Origin of the sequence: Pseudomonas sp. NY15374 (assembly GCF_048068255.1) — a bacterium.
GTDB lineage: Bacteria > Pseudomonadota > Gammaproteobacteria > Pseudomonadales > Pseudomonadaceae > Aquipseudomonas > Aquipseudomonas machongensis.
In genome coordinates, this window is the sequence record NZ_JBLUPZ010000015.1 from 72,880 (window position 1) to 88,823 (window position 15,944).

Below are 15,944 nucleotides of genomic sequence, written 5' to 3' on the forward strand. Positions count from 1 at the left end.
CTGCCTCTCTCTAATTCTTCGCAACGGCGGGTTGGGCCGTCGTCGGTGCATTCGGTTCCCGCCAGCCAACCGCTAATCCGTTGGCGTATCGCAGATCGATGCGGGCGATGTTGGTGATCTGCTCTTTGAGTGTCTTGTCGTATATGGCAATGAACCGGCGCATCTTCTCCACCAGATGATCGCGCCCCAACAGCAGCTCGATGCCAGGACCGGCGCTACCCGCACCGGTGGTCAGGAACCAGCTGCCTCGCTCGCGCAGCTCCAGGCGAGCGATGGAGAAGCCCATGGGGCGCAGCATCTGGCTCAATACCTGATACTGCTGCATGACTTGTTGCTGAGCGCGCTGCGGCCCGAACAGCTGCGGCAAATGCTCATAGTTGGCCAGCTCACGCGGGGTGAACGCCTGGCCCTGGTTGTTGAGCAAGGCCTCATCGCCCCAGCGCGCGACCGGCAGTTGTTCCTCGAGGCGGATCACCACCTCATCCGGCCATACCCGACGCACTTCGGCGTGGGCGATCCATGGCATCTGCTCGAGTTCTGTACGCATCGCCGGCAGATCGACACTGAAGAAGCTCGCCGCGACATAAGGCGCGATACGCTGCTGCACCGCCTGCTGGCTGATGTAGCTCAGGTCGCCTTGCACGGCGATCTTGGTGATCGGTCGGTCGGCGTAAGGCATCAACCGGATCGCGCCTTCGTAGGCGCCGAAGCCGGCAGCGACCAGCAGCACCGGCCACAGCAGGCGTTTCAACCCACCGAAGCTGGGCCGTGGCAGGCGCGCCGATACGGGCTCGTCGGCCACCAGTCGGCTGGCACCGCGCGGCACCGGCTTGCTGCGGCCGGTGACGGGTTGCTGCTGACGTATCATCGCGCCTTGCATGGCTCTTAACCTCGCGTCGCTACGCTTTCGGCCAGGATCGCCAGCACCAGCTGCTGGAAGTCCAGACCGGCCGCGCGGGCCGCCATGGGCACCAGGCTATGATCGGTCATGCCGGGTGCGGTGTTGACTTCGAGCAGCCAGAACCGGCCCTGCTCGTCCTGCATTACATCCAGACGGCCCCAGCCCTCGATGCCGATGGCATCGCAAGCGCGGGCAGTCAGGTCCATCAGTTCCTGTTCCTTGCCAGCGTCCAGGCCGCATGGAATGCGGTACTGGGTGTCGTTGGCGATGTACTTGGCGTCGTAGTCGTAGAACACATGCGGCGTACCCAGTGCGATCGGTGGCAGCACCTGCCCGCGCAGCACCGCAATGGTGAACTCCGGACCGTGGATCCATTGCTCGACCAATACCTGGGAGTCGTACTTGGCGGCGTCCTTCCAGGCGGCAACCAGCTCTTCGACGCTGTTCACCTTGGCCATGCCGATGCTGGAACCTTCATGGGCCGGTTTGACGATCAGCGGGAAGCCCAGTTCCTTGCCGGCCTCGACACAGTCGCTTTCGCTGGCCAGCACGGCGTGACGCGGGGTCGGAATGCCCAGGCTCTGCCACACCTGCTTGGTGCGCAGTTTGTCCATGGCCAGCGCCGAGGCGAGGATGCCGCTGCCGGTGTAGGGAATGCCCAGGCACTCGAGCAGGCCTTGCATGCTGCCGTCTTCACCACCACGGCCGTGAAGAATGATGAAAGCGCGGTCGATCTTCTCGTTTTGCAAGCGAGCGAGCAGATCGTCACCCACATCGATGGCAACCACATCCACGCCGGCCGAGGTCAGCGCCTCGATCACCGCGGCGCCCGACTTGAGCGAAACCTCACGCTCGGCGCTCTTGCCGCCATACAGCACGGCGACGCGGCCGAAGGCCTTGACGTCGAGCGTGGAGTGCAGTTTGTCGTAGGCGGTACTCACAGCGGTTTCTCCTGCTTGGCGACAGCGCCAGCGAACAGCGGGCTTTTCATCAGTTGCGGGGCCAGGCCACCCACATCGCCGGCACCCTGGCAGATCAGGATGTCGCCAGCGCGCAGCAGTGGCTTGACCAGTGGCGCGAGCTCGGCACCACGTTCGATGTAGATCGGGTCCAGCTTGCCGCGCTGGCGGATGCTGTGGCACAGCTGGCGGCTGTCGGCGCCGGGGATCGGCTCCTCGCCGGCCGGGTAGACTTCCATCAGCAGCAGCACGTTGGCATCACCCAGCACCTGCACGAAGTCGTCGTACAGATCGCGGGTGCGGCTGTAGCGGTGCGGCTGATAGACGATCACCAGGCGCCGGCTCGGCCAACCGCCGCGCACGGCCTTGATCACCGCCGCCACTTCGGTGGGGTGATGGCCATAGTCGTCGACCAGCATCACGCTACCGCCCTCGACTGGCAGCTCGCCGTACACCTGGAAGCGTCGCCCCACACCCTGGAAGCCCGACAGGCCCTGGATGATGGCGTCGTCACTGATGCCCTCGTCGGTGGCAATGGCGATGGTGGCCAGGGCGTTGAGCACATTGTGGTTGCCCGGCATGTTCACCGACACCTCCAGCGGCTCGCAGTCGCGACGCAGCACGGTGAAATGCGTCTGCATGCCCTGCTGGCGCACATTGATGGCGCGGATGTCGGCCTCTTCGCTGAAGCCGTAGGTGACGGTCGGACGCTTGACCTGAGGCAGAATCTCGCGCACGACCGGGTCGTCCAGGCACATCACGGCCAGGCCGTAGAACGGCAGGTTGTGCAGGAACTCGACGAAGGTCTTCTTCAGTTTGTTGAAGTCACCCTCGTAGGTCGCCATGTGGTCGGCGTCGATGTTGGTGACGACAGCGACCATCGGCTGCAGGTGGAGGAAGCTCGCATCGCTTTCATCGGCTTCAGCGATCAGGTAGCGGCTGGTGCCGAGCTGGGCGTTGGTGCCAGCCGCAGTCAGACGGCCACCGATGACGAAGGTCGGATCCAGGCCACCGGCAGCGAACACCGAGGCCAGCAGGCTGGTGGTGGTGGTCTTGCCGTGGGTACCGGCGACAGCAATGCCGTGGCGGTAGCGCATCAGCTCGGCCAGCATCTCGGCACGCGGCACCACCGGGATACGGCGTTCGAGCGCGGTGGCAACTTCAGGGTTGGCCGGATTGATTGCGCTGGAAACCACCAGTACATCGGCGGTGGCAGCGTTCTCGGCACGGTGACCCACGAAAATTTCGGCGCCGAACGACTCCAGGCGCTGGGTGACCGGCGAGGCCTTGAGGTCGGAACCGGACACTTCGTAGCCCAGGTTCAGCAGCACTTCGGCGATACCGCACATGCCCACGCCGCCGATACCGACGAAGTGAATGCGGCGAATGCGGCCCATCTTGGGCTGCGGCATGGCTTTCTGGCTTTCAACCATGGGCCACCTCCAGGCAGATATCGACCACGGTGCTGGTTGCAGCAGGCTTGGCCAGGCGGCGCGCAGTGCCGGCCATGGTGTTGAGTTTCTCGGGTTGCATCAGCACCTCGTTCAGGCGTTCAGCGAGCTGCGCTGCGCCAGTTGTCGCTTGTGGCATCAGGAAGGCGGCACCTTCGCGAGCCAGATATTGGGCGTTGTGAGTCTGGTGATCGTCGATCGCGTGGGGCAAGGGCACCAGCATCGAGGGCAGGCCCGCCGCCGCGAGTTCGCTGACGGTCAGGGCGCCGGCCCGGCACACCACCATGTCGGCCCAGCCATAAGCGTGGGCCATGTCTTTGATGAAAGGCTCTACCTGAGCCTCGATACCGGCCTCGCGATAACGCTCGGCGGTGATCGACGCATGTTGCTTGCCAGCCTGGTGGAACACCTCTGGCCGCAGGTCTGCAGTCACTTCGGACAGGGCCTTAGGCAGCAATTTGTTCAATGGTTCCGCACCGAGGCTGCCACCGAGTACCAGAAGACGCGCACGACGCCCGGCAAGTGCCGCACGAGGCGTTTCCAGGAACAGTTCGGGGCGCACCGGGTTACCGGTGGTCCGACGCTTCTCGCTGGCAGCGAACGTGTCGGGGAAAGCTTCGCAGACTCGCGCGGCCAGTGGCACAAGCAGGCGATTGGCGGTACCTGCACGGGCGTTCTGTTCGTGAATCACCAGCGGCACACCGCACAGCCGCGCGGCAACACCGCCTGGGCCTGTGACATAGCCGCCAAAGCCCAGCACGCACACCGGCTTGAGCTCACGAATGATGCGCCGCGCCTGCAGCACGGCCTTGACCAGGGTGAACGGCGCCTTGAGCAGCGACAGCTTGCCCTTGCCCCGCAGCCCGCTGACCTGGATCAGGTGCAGCGGCAAGCCAGCCTGGGGCACCAGTTCGTTCTCGATACCCCGTGGCGTACCGAGCCAGTGCACGCTGTAGCCGCGCGCCTGGAATTCGCGGGCGCAGGCCAGGGCCGGGAATACATGCCCCCCGGTGCCACCGGCCATGATCAGTACGTTCTTGCCATCAGCGGCCATGACTGGTCTCCTCGGCAAAATCGCTCTCCTTGAACTCGTGCTCCTCGCTGCCCAGGTGCGTTCGACTCTCCCACTCGATACGCAGCAAAAGCCCCACGCAGGCGCAGCAGATCACCAGCGAGCTGCCCCCGTAGCTGAGGAATGGCAGCGTCAGCCCCTTGGTCGGCAGCAGGCCCACGTTCACACCGATGTTGATCAGGAACTGGCCGATCCACAGGAAGGCCAGGCCGAAGGCCATGTAGGCGGCGAAGAACTGCTTGGCCTTCTCGGCCCACAGGCCGATGTACAAGGCGCGGATGGTGACGAACACGAACAGCGCCACGGTGCACAGCGAGCCGACTACGCCAAGCTCTTCGGCCAGCACCGAGAACACGAAGTCGGTGTGCGCCTCGGGCAGGTAGAACTGTTTCTGTACGCTGTTGCCCAGGCCAACGCCCAGCCACTCGCCACGACCGAAGGCGATCAGCGCCTGGGTCAGCTGGTAGCCCGAACCGAACTGATCGGACCAGGGGTCGGTGAAGGTGATCAGACGCGCCATCCGGTAGGGTTGCGCCTGGACCAGGATGAACACCGCGACCACCGCCAGCACCACCATCAGCGAGAAGCGGAACAGCCCCACCCCTCCCAGGAACAGCATGGCCGCTGCAGCGCCCATCATCACCACGGTGGCGCCGAAGTCCGGCTCCATCAGCAGCAGGCCTGCCATGGGCAGCAGGACGATGAACGGCTTGAAGAAGCCCATCCAGCTCTCGCGCACCTCGGTCTGGCGGCGTACCAGGTAACCCGCCAGATAGATGACCACGAAGACCTTGGCGATCTCCGAAGGCTGGACGTTGAAGAAGCTGAAGCCGATCCAGCGCATCGAACCGTTCACTTCCCGACCGATCCCCGGCACCAGTACCAGCACCAGCAGGCCGAAGGCGCCGATCAGCATCATGAAGCCCATGCGCTGCCAGGTGGCGATCGGCACCATCATGGTCACACCGCAGGCAACAAGGCCGATCGCGACGTACACCAGATGGCGGATCATGTGATAGAGCGGATTGCCGGACTGCACGGCGGCCACTTCCGAGGACGCCGAGGTGATCATCACCAGGCCCAACCCCAGCAAGGCCAGGCAGCCGGCAAGGAAGGCGAAGTCGATGTCGATGCCACGACCGCTGATCAGCGGCGACGGATACGGCTTGATGATGCCGAAGATCATGCCAGCCCCTCCGCTGCCTGGGCGAACAGGCGCCCGCGTTCTTCGAAGTTCTTGAACATGTCGAGGCTGGCGCAGGCCGGCGACAGCAGCACCGCGTCACCTGGCTGGGCGAGCTCGGCGCAGCGCTGCACGGCTTGGTCCAGGGTCTTGACCCGGACCAGCGGCACGCTGTCGCCGAACGTCTCGGCCAGGCGCTCGGCGTCACGCCCCAGCAACACCACAGCGCGGCAATGGGCGGCGACTGGCTGACGCAAGGCGGCAAAATCAGCGCCCTTGCCGTCGCCACCGGCGATCAGTACCAGCTTGCCTTCGATGTCGGCACCCAGGCCTTCGATGGCCGCCAGGGCAGCACCGACGTTGGTAGCTTTGGAGTCGTCGTACCAGTTCACGCCATTGCGCTCGCGGATCCACTGGCAGCGATGGACAAGGCCCTTGAACTCGCGCAGAGCCTCGAGCATCGGTTCGAACGGCAGACCGGCGGCATGGCCCAGAGCCAAGGCTGCCAGGGCATTGCTCTGGTTGTGCGCACCGCGGATCTTCAGCTCGCGCACCGGCATCAGGGTCTGGAATTCGAAGGCCAGATACTTCTCGCCCTCCACTTCACGCAGGCCAAAGGCCTTGAAGTCCGGGGCGTTGAGGCCGAATGTCCAGCATGGACGACCTTCGACAGGCAGGGGCCGGCTGAGGGCGTCCTGACGGTTGACTACCACCTGTCGCGCACCGCGGAAGATGCGGTGCTTGGCCAGGTGATAAGCCGGCAGGCCACTGTAGCGGTCCATGTGGTCTTCGCTGATGTTCAGCACGGTGGCCACTTCGGCGTTGAGCTGATCGGTAGTCTCGAGCTGGAAGCTCGACAGCTCCATGACGTACAACTCGACCGCATCGTCGAGCAGGTTAAGCGCCGGGGTGCCGAGGTTGCCGCCGACAGCGACACGCTTGCCGGCCTTGGCAGCCATTTCGCCGACCAGGGTGGTCACCGTGCTCTTGGCGTTGGAGCCGCTGATGGCAACGATGGGCGCCTTGGCATGGCGTGCGAACAGCTCGATGTCACCGGAGAGTTTCACGCCGCGCGCGGCGGCCTGCTGCAACGCCGGGGTAGCCAAGGCCAGGCCCGGGCTTACGTAGAGCTCGTTAGCGCGGCACAGGAAGTCCACATCCAGTTCACCACAGCGCACTTCCACCTGCGGGTATTCACGGCGCAGGGTTTCCAGTTCCGGCGGTTGCTCGCGGGTATCGGCGACCGCAAAGGCAATACCCCGGTTCGCCAGGAAGCGAACCAGGGACATGCCGCTCTTGCCGAGGCCGACAACGATGCGGAATTGGTCGGAAGCGATCAGTGACACGCTCGTTTACCTCAGCTTCAGGGTGGCAAGGCCGATCAGCACCAGAATCACGGTGATGATCCAGAATCGGACGATCACCCGCGGCTCGGGCCAACCCTTGAGTTCGAAATGGTGATGGATCGGCGCCATGCGGAACACACGCTTGCCGGTCAACTTGAACGATGCGACCTGGATCACCACCGACAGGGTTTCCACCACGAAGATGCCGCCCATGATGAACAGCACGATTTCCTGGCGGACGATCACGGCGATGGTGCCCAGCGCCGCACCCAGCGCCAGGGCACCGACGTCACCCATGAAGACCTGTGCCGGGTAGGTGTTGAACCAGAGGAAGCCCAGGCCTGCACCGATCAGCGCACCGCAGAACACGATCAGCTCACCCGAGCCCGGCACATAAGGGATCAGCAGGTACTCGGCGAACTTCACGTTGCCCGACAGGTAGCAGAAGATGCCCAGCGCACCGCCGACCATCACCGTCGGCATGATCGCCAGACCATCGAGGCCGTCGGTCAGGTTGACCGCGTTGCTCGAACCGACGATGACGAAGTAGGTCAGCACCACGAAGCCAACGCCCAGGGGGATGGTGAAGTCCTTGAGGAACGGCACGATCAGCGTGGTTTCGACGCTGGTCGGGGCGGTCATGTAGAGGAAGACCGCAGCCCCGAGGCCGAACACCGACTGCCAGAAGTACTTCCAGCGGCTCGGCAGGCCACGCGAGTTCTTCTCGATCACCTTGCGGTAGTCGTCGACCCAGCCGATGGCGCCGAACAGCAGGGTGACGATCAACACCACCCATACATAGCGATTGGTCAGGTCGGCCCAGAGCAGGGTGCTGATGGCGATGGCAGACAGGATCAGCGCACCGCCCATGGTCGGGGTGCCGGACTTGGACAGGTGCGATTGTGGGCCGTCGTTACGCACAGCCTGGCCGATCTGGCGAATCTGCAGGGTACGAATCATCCAGGGCCCCAGCCACAGTGCCAGGGACAACGCCGTCAACACACCCAGGATCCCGCGCAGGGACAGGTACTGGAAGACCGCGAAGCCCTTGTAGAACTGTTGCAGATACTCAGCCAACAGCAGCAGCATTAATGTTTCTCCCCGCTGGCACCACACAATGCAGCCACGACGTTTTCCATCGCAGCGCTGCGTGAGCCCTTGATCAAGATAGTGGTATCGCTGACGCTCTCGGCACGAACGGCGTCGATCAGCTCAGCTTGAGTAGCGAAATGGCGGCCATTGGCGCCGAACGCCTGAGCCGCGTGAACCATGTTGGTGCCAGTCGCGTACAAGGCATCGACCTTGCCGCGTGCGTAGTCGCCCACCTGACGGTGGCCTTCCTCGGCCCATTGCCCCAGTTCGCCGATATCCCCGAGCACCAGGACGGTGCGTCCGGAAAAGCCGGCGAGTATATCAATGGCGGCACACATCGAGGTGGGATTTGCGTTGTAGGTGTCGTCGATCACCCGCGCACCGCTGGGCGCGATCTGTGCCACGGAACGGCCCTTGACCGGCTGCACTGCGGCAAGGCCGGCGGCGATGCCCGGCAGGCTCACACCTACGGCATGGGCGCCAGCCGCAGCGGCCAGCGCGTTGGCGACGTTATGCGTGCCAAGCAGGTTCAACTGCACCGGCGCACTGCCGCTTGGGCCGTGCAGGGTGAAGGAGGGGCAGCCGCGCGCGTCGCGACCGATGTCGCTGGCGTAGAAGTCGGCCTTCTCGTTGCTCAGGGCAAAGCTCAGCACCTGGCGCGCGCCGGCGCGCTTGTGCCAGATGTCAAAGGCCTTGTCGTCCAGGTTGAGCACGGCGATACCGCCCTCACCCAAACCTTCGAGAATCTCGCCCTTGGCCTCGACGATCTTCTCCGGCCCGCCGAATTCACCCACGTGGGCGGTGCCAGCGTTGTTGAGGATGACGACTTGTGGCCGGGTCAGGCCAACGGTGTAGCGAATCTCGCCGATGCGCGAAGCACCCAGCTCGATCACCGCCGCACTGTGATCGGGCGCGATCTCCAGCAACGTCAGTGGCGCGCCGAGGTCGTTGTTCAGGTTGCCACGGGTGGCATGTACCAGGCCACGGGTGCGCAGAATGGAGGCCAGCATCTCCTTGACCGTGGTCTTGCCGCTGGAGCCGGTGATGGCGACCACCGGTTTGTCGAAGGCGGCGCGATTGAGCGCGCCCAGCAGGCCAAGCGCCACGCGGCAATCGGCGACCAGCAACTGCGGCAAGTCGACATCGGCGATTTCGCGCTCGACCAACGCGGCCACGGCGCCCTTGGCCTTCACATCGGCAAGGTAGTCGTGGCCATCGAAACGCGGGCCGGTCAGTGCAATGAACAGTTGCCCCGCAGCCACGCTGCGGCTGTCGATGCTGACACCGGTGAAGGTGGCGTCGGCCCCGACCAGACGAGCACTCAGTGCTGCGGTCAGCTGGCTGAGTGTCATGGGCTTAAGCATGTGGAGCCTCCCAGGCTGAAAGCGCCTTCTCGGCTTCGACCAGATCGGAGAAAACAAGGCGCTCGCCATTGATCTCCTGGTAATCCTCGTGCCCCTTGCCGGCCAGCACGATCACATCGTCGGCGGCAGCGGTGGCGATCAGGTGTGCGATGGCTTCGCCACGACCGGCGACGAACTCGGCGTCGGCAGGCTTGGCGAAACCTGGGCGAATGTCATCGAAGATCCGCAGCGGATCCTCGGTACGCGGGTTGTCGTCGGTGACCAGCACGCGGTCAGCCAGACGCTCGGCCACTTCGGCCATCAGCGGACGCTTGCCGCGATCGCGATCCCCGCCACAACCGAACAGGCACAGCAGCTTGCCGTGGGCGTGTGGACGCAGGGCTTCGAGCACCTTTTCCAGCGCATCGGGGGTGTGCGCGTAATCGACCACCACCAGCGGTTTGGCGCCCCCGCCCAGGCGCTGCATGCGACCGACAGGCCCTTGCAATTGCGGGATGACTTTCAGGATTTCGTCCAGCGAGTAATCCAGCGCCAGCAGCGTGGCCACGGCTGCGAGCATGTTGCTCAGGTTGAAACGCCCGAGCAGTTGGCTGCGCAGTGTGCGTTCGCCTTGAGCGGTGACCAGGATGGCGCGCACGCCATCGTCGTCGAAATGGGCTTCGCGGCAGAACAGCGACGCGTCCGGGTTTTCCAGGCTATAGCTGAGCAGCCGGGTCTCGATATGATCGGCACTCGGGCGGCGAGCAAAGTCCTCGGCCAGACGACGACCAAAGGCGTCGTCCAGGTTGACCACCTGCCAACGCAGGCTCGGCCAGGCGAACAGCTTGGCCTTGGCGGCCTCGTAGGCCTGCATGCTGCCGTGGTAGTCCAGGTGATCGCGCGACAGGTTGGTCATCACCGCGATATCGAAGGCCAGTGCTGCCACGCGCCCCTGCTCCAGGGCATGGGAAGACACTTCCATCGCCACGGCCTCAGCGCCACCCTTCTTCAGGTCGTTGAGCGTGGCTTGCACGGCAATCGGATCCGGCGTGGTCAGGCGGCCGCTCTGCAAGTCCCCGTAGAAACCGGTACCCAAGGTGCCGATCAGACCGCAGCGCTGGCCCAACTGATCAAGGGCCTGGGCGAGCAGTTGCGTCACGCTGGTCTTGCCGTTGGTGCCCGTCACACCGACCAGATTGAGTTGGCGGCTCGGCTCGCCATAGAAGCGGCCGGCGATGGCCGACAGTTGCGCGATCAGGCCCTTGACCGGAATCAGCGGCACGTCGGTCAGCGGCAACACCGTGGCGCCCTGCTCTTCATAGGCGATGGCCGCAGCACCGCGGGCAAGCGCATCGACGATGTGATCACGACCATCGACCTTGGCACCCGGCACTGCCAGAAACAGATCACCCGGCCGCACCTGGCGGCTGTCGAGTGTCAGCTCGCGAATCAACGGATCGCGGCTGGCGTGGGCGAAAAGCTTGCTCAATGGCATCGTCATCAACCACGCCCTCCCTTGGCGGGTACTGCACTGGCCTGCTGCGCGTTCGCAGGCGGCAGGTTATCCGGCGGCACGTTCATCAGCCGCAGGGTGCCGGACATGACCTTGCTGAACACCGGCGCCGAGACCAGGCCACCGAAATAGCCGCCCTTGCCTGGCTCGTCGATGACCACGACGATGGCGTAGCGCGGGTCGCTCATCGGGCCGAAGCCTGCGAACAGCGAGCGGTAGGCGTTTTCGGTGTAGCCCTTGGAGCCGACCGTGGCCTTGCGCGCCGTACCCGACTTGCCAGCGACGTGGTAGAACGGCACCTGGGCGCGGAACACACCACGCGGCGCCTCGATCACCTGCTGCAACATGCCCTGCACGGTCTTTGCGGTTTCTTGCGGAATGGCTTGCACGGCTTCCGGCGCCTTGTCGACCTTGAGAATCGACAGCGGCACCATCTTGCCGTCGTTGGCCAGCGCGGCGTAGGCGTGAACCAACTGCAGGGCGGTGACCGATACGCCGTAGCCGTACGAAAGCGTGGCCGTCTCGGCCTTGCGCCATTCGCGATGATTGGGCAGGTTGCCAACACGCTCGCCCGGGAAGCCCAGGCCGGTGTACTGCCCCAGGCCGACCTGCGACATCACCCGATAGATGGCTTCGCCGCCGATATCGAAGGCGATCTTGCTCATGCCGACGTTACTGGAGTTGATCAGGATGCCGGTCAGGTCGAGGATCGGGCCCTCGCTCCTGGAAACGTCCTTGATCGTGTAGCGACCGATCTGCAGACTGCCCGGATACACCTCGACCTTGTCGGTCGGTTTCCAGCGCCCGCTCTGCAGGGCCGCACTCATGGAGATCGGCTTGACCGTCGAGCCGGGCTCGAAGACATCGATGATGGCCCGGTTACGCATGGCTGCCGGGAACATGCTGCGGCGGTTGTTGGGGTTGTACGTTGGCTGGTTGACCATCGCCAGGACCTCGCCGGTCTTGACGTCCATGATTACCAGGCTGCCGGCCTTGGCGTCCTGTTCGGCGATGGCGTTGCGCAGCTCGCGAGTCGCCAGGTACTGGAGGCGCAGATCTATCGACAACGCCAAGGTCTTACCGGCCTTGGCGTTCTTGGTGACTTGAATATCCTTGATCAGGCGACCGCGCCGGTCCTTGATCACTTGTCGCTTGCCAGGCACCCCGGCCAGCCACTCGTCATAGGCGAGCTCGACACCTTCACGGCCATGGTCATCCAGGTCGGTGAAACCCACCATGTGCGCGGTGACATCACCCGCCGGATAGAAGCGGCGGAACTCTTCGAGGCCGTAGACACCGGGCACTTTAAGGTCGAGCACCTGCTGGCCCTGCTCGGGCGTGAGGCCACGAACCAGGTAGATGAACTCCTTGTTGGCCTGCTGGGTGAGGCGCTCGATCAATTGCTGCGGGTTCTGCCCCAGCACGGCGGCCAGTTGCGGCCAGCGATCCTTGGACGCCTGCATCTCCTTGGGGTTTGCCCACAGCGTGGTGACCGGCGTACTGACAGCCAGAGGCTCACCATTACGGTCGGTGATCAGGCCGCGGTGTGCAGGAATCGGAATATGGCGCAGGCTGCGAGCATCACCCTGGCCCTTGAGGAAGTCGCGATCGACCACCTGCAGGTCGATGATCCGCCAGCTGATGGCGCCGACCATCAACGCCAGCAGGCCAACGACGACCCGGAAGCGCCAGGGGTAGAGTGCACCCTCGAGCTTCATCATGGCGTCACCATCCGCACTTCGTCAGCGTTGGGCACGCGCATCTTCAACTGGCCGGCGGCCAGGCTTTCGATGCGGCTGTGGGCAGTCCAGGTGCTCTGCTCGAGAATCAGGCGCCCCCACTCAGCCTGGGCCTTGTCGCGTTCGCTCAGCTCGTTGTAGAGCGTGTTGAGCAACTGGCGGTTCCAGTGCGCGCTGTAGGAGACAGCGATGGCCGACACCAGCACGCCAACGAACAGCAGAAGCATCAGGAAGCTTCCGCCTGGCAATGGCTTGGCGAACAGGCGACTCACCGCAGCTTCTCCGCCACGCGCATGACGGCGCTGCGCGCACGCGGGTTGGCCTTGAGTTCGGCATCGGAGGCGAACTGCGCCTTACCGATCAGCTTGATACGAGGTTCGAAGACCTTGTGCTGCACCGGCAGGTTGCGTGGCAGGTTATCCGCCTCGCCCTTGACCAGCTTGCGCATGAACAGTTTGACGATACGGTCTTCTAGCGAGTGGAAGCTGATCACCGCCAGGCGGCCGCCGACTTCCAGCGCCTCGAGCGCGGCGTCGAGGCCGGCTTCCAGGTCACCCAGCTCGTTATTGACGTGAATGCGCAGCCCCTGGAAGGCGCGAGTTGCCGGGTTCTTACCCTTTTCCCAAGCAGGGTTGGCGACCTTGAGCACTTCGGCCAGGTCGGCAGTACGGGTGAACGGCTGCTTCTCGCGACGCTCGACCACCGCACGCGCCATGCGGCCGGCAAAACGCTCCTCGCCGTACTCCTTGAACACGCGGGCTATTTCTTCGACGGGGGCGGTCGCGATGAACTCGGCCGCGCTGATGCCCTGGCCCGGATTCATGCGCATGTCCAGCGGGCCATCGTTGAGGAAACTGAAGCCGCGCTCGGGATCGTCCAACTGCGGCGAGGAGACACCCAGGTCGAGCAGGATACCGCTGACCTTGCCGTCCAGCGCGCGCGCGCGCACTTCATCACCGAGCTCGGCGAAGCTGCGCTGCACAATGACAAAGCGGCCGTCTTCGGCCGCCAGCGCTTGCCCCGTGGCAATCGCCTGTGGATCCTTGTCGAAGCCCAACAGCCGCCCTTGCGGCCCGAGCTTGCTGAGAATGAGACGACTGTGCCCTCCGCGACCGAAGGTCCCGTCCAGATAGCAACCGTCGGCGCGCAGGGCCAATGCCTCGACAGCTTCGTCGAGCAATACGGTGATGTGGTTGAAGCCGCTATCTATCGTCACAGGATCAGGTCACGCAGTTCATCGGGCATGGCGCCCGGTTGTTGAATAGCTGCGAGGTCGGCTGCCGAAACCGCGTTCCAGGCATCCTCATCCCACAGCTGGAATTTGTTCAGTTGCCCCACCAGCATCGCCTTCTTGTCGAGCTTGGCGTACTCACGCAAACGGGGCGGCACCAGGAAACGACCACTGCCATCGAGCTCCAGGTCCACCGCGTTACCGATCAGCAAACGCTGCAGGCGACGGTTTTCCTCACGCAGCGACGGCAAGGCACGCAACTTGGCTTCTATCTGCTCCCACTCATCGAGGGGATAAACACACAAGCAGGGGTCAACAGCGTCGATGGTCACGATAAGTTGACCATTGCAACGCGAATCGAGCTCGTCACGGTACCGGCTCGGCATGGCGAGACGGCCCTTTGCATCGAGGCTGACGGCGTTGGCTCCGCGGAACACGGCTGCGATTCCCCACAATGTTAACTTTTTTGTGCCAGAAAACCCACTTCATCCCACTTTCTGCCACTTGCGCACACTATAGGAATCCGTCCGCCACACCGTCAAGGCGCGTTCATAAGGAAAACCCTTACAGGACCGAGATTTAGCGCAACAAAGGAAGGCGGAAGGACTACCGGGAGAAAAAACTGGCGGGAAAAATCAAGCGCACTCAAACGGATAGAGTGTGAAGTTAAAGTGAATTATCAAGAGTAAGAACTTTTCGGCATTACCAGGAGGGATCTGCTATCGATTCAAGCAGGAAAAGAAGAGGTGGAGAGTCGATCTGTAAGCCGGGTTTTGTCGAGGACAGTCATTCCTCTACGACGGCCATCACTGGACGCCTCTAGCAACCTACCCGGTTCCGACGCGGGCCACGCCATAAGGAACCCTATTTGGTCTTGCTCCGAGTGGGGTTTACCTAGCCACGAACTGTTGCCAGTCGTGCGGTGCGCTCTTACCGCACCTTTTCACCCTTACCGGCACCGAAGTGCTTAGGCGGTTGTTTTCTGTGGCACTTTCCGTAGGCTCGCGCCTCCCAGGCGTTACCTGGCACTCTGCCCTGCGGAGCCCGGACTTTCCTCCCCCTGCTTTTGCGGAACAAATGCAGGCAGCGACTGTCCGATCGACTCTCCGCCGGTAAGGGTAACGGCAGGCGCGAGCAAGAACAAGCAATACCGCAAACAATATCATTACGCCACTAGTGGCTCTTCTGTTTATCCAGCGCCGCTTGATAAAGAAGATTCTTGCGCACGCCGGTAATTTCCGCCGCCAATGCCGCCGCCCGCTTGAGCGGCAATTCTGCCAGCAACAGGTCCAGTACACGCATGGCGTCGCTGCTGATCGCCTGATCGTCTTGCGGCGCACTCCAGCCCGCGACCAGCACCACGCATTCCCCACGCTGCTGATTGGCATCCGCTGCGACAAAGGCGCGCAACTCGGCCAACGGCAACCCCTTGAGCGTCTCGAACGTCTTGGTCAGCTCTCGCGCCAGAACGGCCGGGCGCTCTCCCCCGAATACCGCCTCCATGTCCTCCAGGCATTCGAGGATGCGATGCGGCGCTTCATAGAAGATCAAGGTCCGGGGCTCCTCCTTGACCTGCTCCAGTCGCGCACGGCGCCCGACAGCCTTTGCCGGCAGGAAGCCTTCGAAGATGAAGCGATCAGAGGGCAGCCCCGCTGCCGACAGCGCAGCGATCAGCGCACACGCCCCTGGCACCGGCACCACCCTCACCCCGGCAGCCCGCGCCTGGCGCACCAGGTGATAGCCCGGATCGGAAATCAGCGGTGTGCCGGCGTCGGACACCAGCGCCACATCGTCACCCGCCAGCAAGCGCGTGATGAAGCGACTGCCTTCGTCGCGCTCGTTGTGCTCATGGCAGGCCGCCAGCGGCGTCTCGATGCCGAAGTGCTGCAGCAGGCGCACAGAATGGCGGGTATCCTCGGCCGCGATCAGCGCCACGCCGGCCAGCACCTTGAGTGCCCGGGCGCTCATGTCGTCGAGGTTGCCGATGGGCGTCGCAACGACGTAAAGCGTACCCGCTATGGATTTTGGAACCCCTGCAACATCAGTCACTGCACACACCTGCCTTGCCGATCAAAGGCGCCATTGTAGCCCGAGCACCCGCAACAAGGCGCAAA

Annotated in this window: 14 protein-coding genes and 1 other RNA gene; all 15 read right to left on the minus strand. The window is 63.7% G+C overall.

Going from position 1 to position 15,944, the window contains the following annotated elements; all coding sequences use genetic code 11:
* Positions 1 to 10: 10 nt before the first annotated feature.
* A complete protein-coding gene (locus ACNFHO_RS24800; RefSeq protein ID WP_054894011.1) occupies positions 11 to 880 on the minus strand; it encodes a cell division protein FtsQ/DivIB in 870 nt (289 codons plus the stop codon).
* Positions 881 to 885: 5 nt separating this feature from the next.
* Positions 886 to 1,842 (minus strand): D-alanine--D-alanine ligase, encoded by a 957-nt coding sequence (locus ACNFHO_RS24805; protein WP_416767691.1) that lies wholly within the window; start codon positions 1,840 to 1,842, stop codon positions 886 to 888.
* Entirely contained in the window at positions 1,839 to 3,293 is a 1,455-nt protein-coding gene (gene murC / locus ACNFHO_RS24810) for a UDP-N-acetylmuramate--L-alanine ligase (protein ID WP_054894009.1), read from the minus strand. The genes ACNFHO_RS24805 and murC overlap by 4 nt, the downstream gene beginning before the upstream one ends.
* The gene (gene murG / locus ACNFHO_RS24815) at positions 3,286 to 4,365 is read right to left on the minus strand and encodes an undecaprenyldiphospho-muramoylpentapeptide beta-N-acetylglucosaminyltransferase (protein ID WP_054894008.1); all 1,080 of its coding nucleotides are present in this window, start codon (positions 4,363 to 4,365) and stop codon (positions 3,286 to 3,288) included. Before murG ends, murC begins: the two co-directional genes overlap by 8 nt.
* A complete protein-coding gene (gene ftsW / locus ACNFHO_RS24820; RefSeq protein WP_054894007.1) occupies positions 4,355 to 5,569 on the minus strand; it encodes a putative lipid II flippase FtsW in 1,215 nt (404 codons plus the stop codon). Before ftsW ends, murG begins: the two co-directional genes overlap by 11 nt.
* Complete coding sequence (gene murD, locus ACNFHO_RS24825) at positions 5,566 to 6,912, minus strand: UDP-N-acetylmuramoyl-L-alanine--D-glutamate ligase (RefSeq protein WP_416767692.1); 1,347 nt, start codon at positions 6,910 to 6,912, stop codon at positions 5,566 to 5,568. The genes ftsW and murD overlap by 4 nt, the downstream gene beginning before the upstream one ends.
* A 6-nt stretch (positions 6,913 to 6,918) precedes the next feature.
* The gene (mraY, locus tag ACNFHO_RS24830; RefSeq protein ID WP_054894005.1) at positions 6,919 to 8,001 is read right to left on the minus strand and encodes a phospho-N-acetylmuramoyl-pentapeptide-transferase; all 1,083 of its coding nucleotides are present in this window, start codon (positions 7,999 to 8,001) and stop codon (positions 6,919 to 6,921) included.
* On the minus strand, positions 8,001 to 9,368 hold the full coding sequence (locus tag ACNFHO_RS24835; RefSeq protein WP_416767693.1) for a UDP-N-acetylmuramoyl-tripeptide--D-alanyl-D-alanine ligase: 1,368 nt from the start codon (positions 9,366 to 9,368) through the stop codon (positions 8,001 to 8,003). Before ACNFHO_RS24835 ends, mraY begins: the two co-directional genes overlap by 1 nt.
* Positions 9,361 to 10,848 carry a UDP-N-acetylmuramoyl-L-alanyl-D-glutamate--2,6-diaminopimelate ligase gene (locus ACNFHO_RS24840; protein ID WP_416767694.1) on the minus strand — a complete coding sequence of 496 codons (1,488 nt, stop codon included), beginning with the start codon at positions 10,846 to 10,848 and terminating at the stop codon, positions 9,361 to 9,363. The genes ACNFHO_RS24835 and ACNFHO_RS24840 overlap by 8 nt, the downstream gene beginning before the upstream one ends.
* Entirely contained in the window at positions 10,848 to 12,578 is a 1,731-nt protein-coding gene (locus ACNFHO_RS24845; protein WP_162714455.1) for a peptidoglycan D,D-transpeptidase FtsI family protein, read from the minus strand. The genes ACNFHO_RS24840 and ACNFHO_RS24845 overlap by 1 nt, the downstream gene beginning before the upstream one ends.
* The gene (gene ftsL / locus ACNFHO_RS24850) at positions 12,578 to 12,871 is read right to left on the minus strand and encodes a cell division protein FtsL (protein ID WP_063546012.1); all 294 of its coding nucleotides are present in this window, start codon (positions 12,869 to 12,871) and stop codon (positions 12,578 to 12,580) included. Before ftsL ends, ACNFHO_RS24845 begins: the two co-directional genes overlap by 1 nt.
* Positions 12,868 to 13,815 carry a 16S rRNA (cytosine(1402)-N(4))-methyltransferase RsmH gene (rsmH, locus tag ACNFHO_RS24855; RefSeq protein WP_054894000.1) on the minus strand — a complete coding sequence of 316 codons (948 nt, stop codon included), beginning with the start codon at positions 13,813 to 13,815 and terminating at the stop codon, positions 12,868 to 12,870. The genes ftsL and rsmH overlap by 4 nt, the downstream gene beginning before the upstream one ends.
* Positions 13,812 to 14,267 (minus strand): division/cell wall cluster transcriptional repressor MraZ, encoded by a 456-nt coding sequence (mraZ, locus tag ACNFHO_RS24860; protein ID WP_004575120.1) that lies wholly within the window; start codon positions 14,265 to 14,267, stop codon positions 13,812 to 13,814. The genes rsmH and mraZ overlap by 4 nt, the downstream gene beginning before the upstream one ends.
* Before the next feature lie 309 nt (positions 14,268 to 14,576).
* Positions 14,577 to 14,936: RNase P RNA component class A (rnpB, locus tag ACNFHO_RS24865), an RNA gene on the minus strand.
* Positions 14,937 to 15,003: 67 nt separating this feature from the next.
* Complete coding sequence (rsmI, locus tag ACNFHO_RS24870; protein WP_151925163.1) at positions 15,004 to 15,879, minus strand: 16S rRNA (cytidine(1402)-2'-O)-methyltransferase; 876 nt, start codon at positions 15,877 to 15,879, stop codon at positions 15,004 to 15,006.
* Positions 15,880 to 15,944 lie beyond the last annotated feature (65 nt).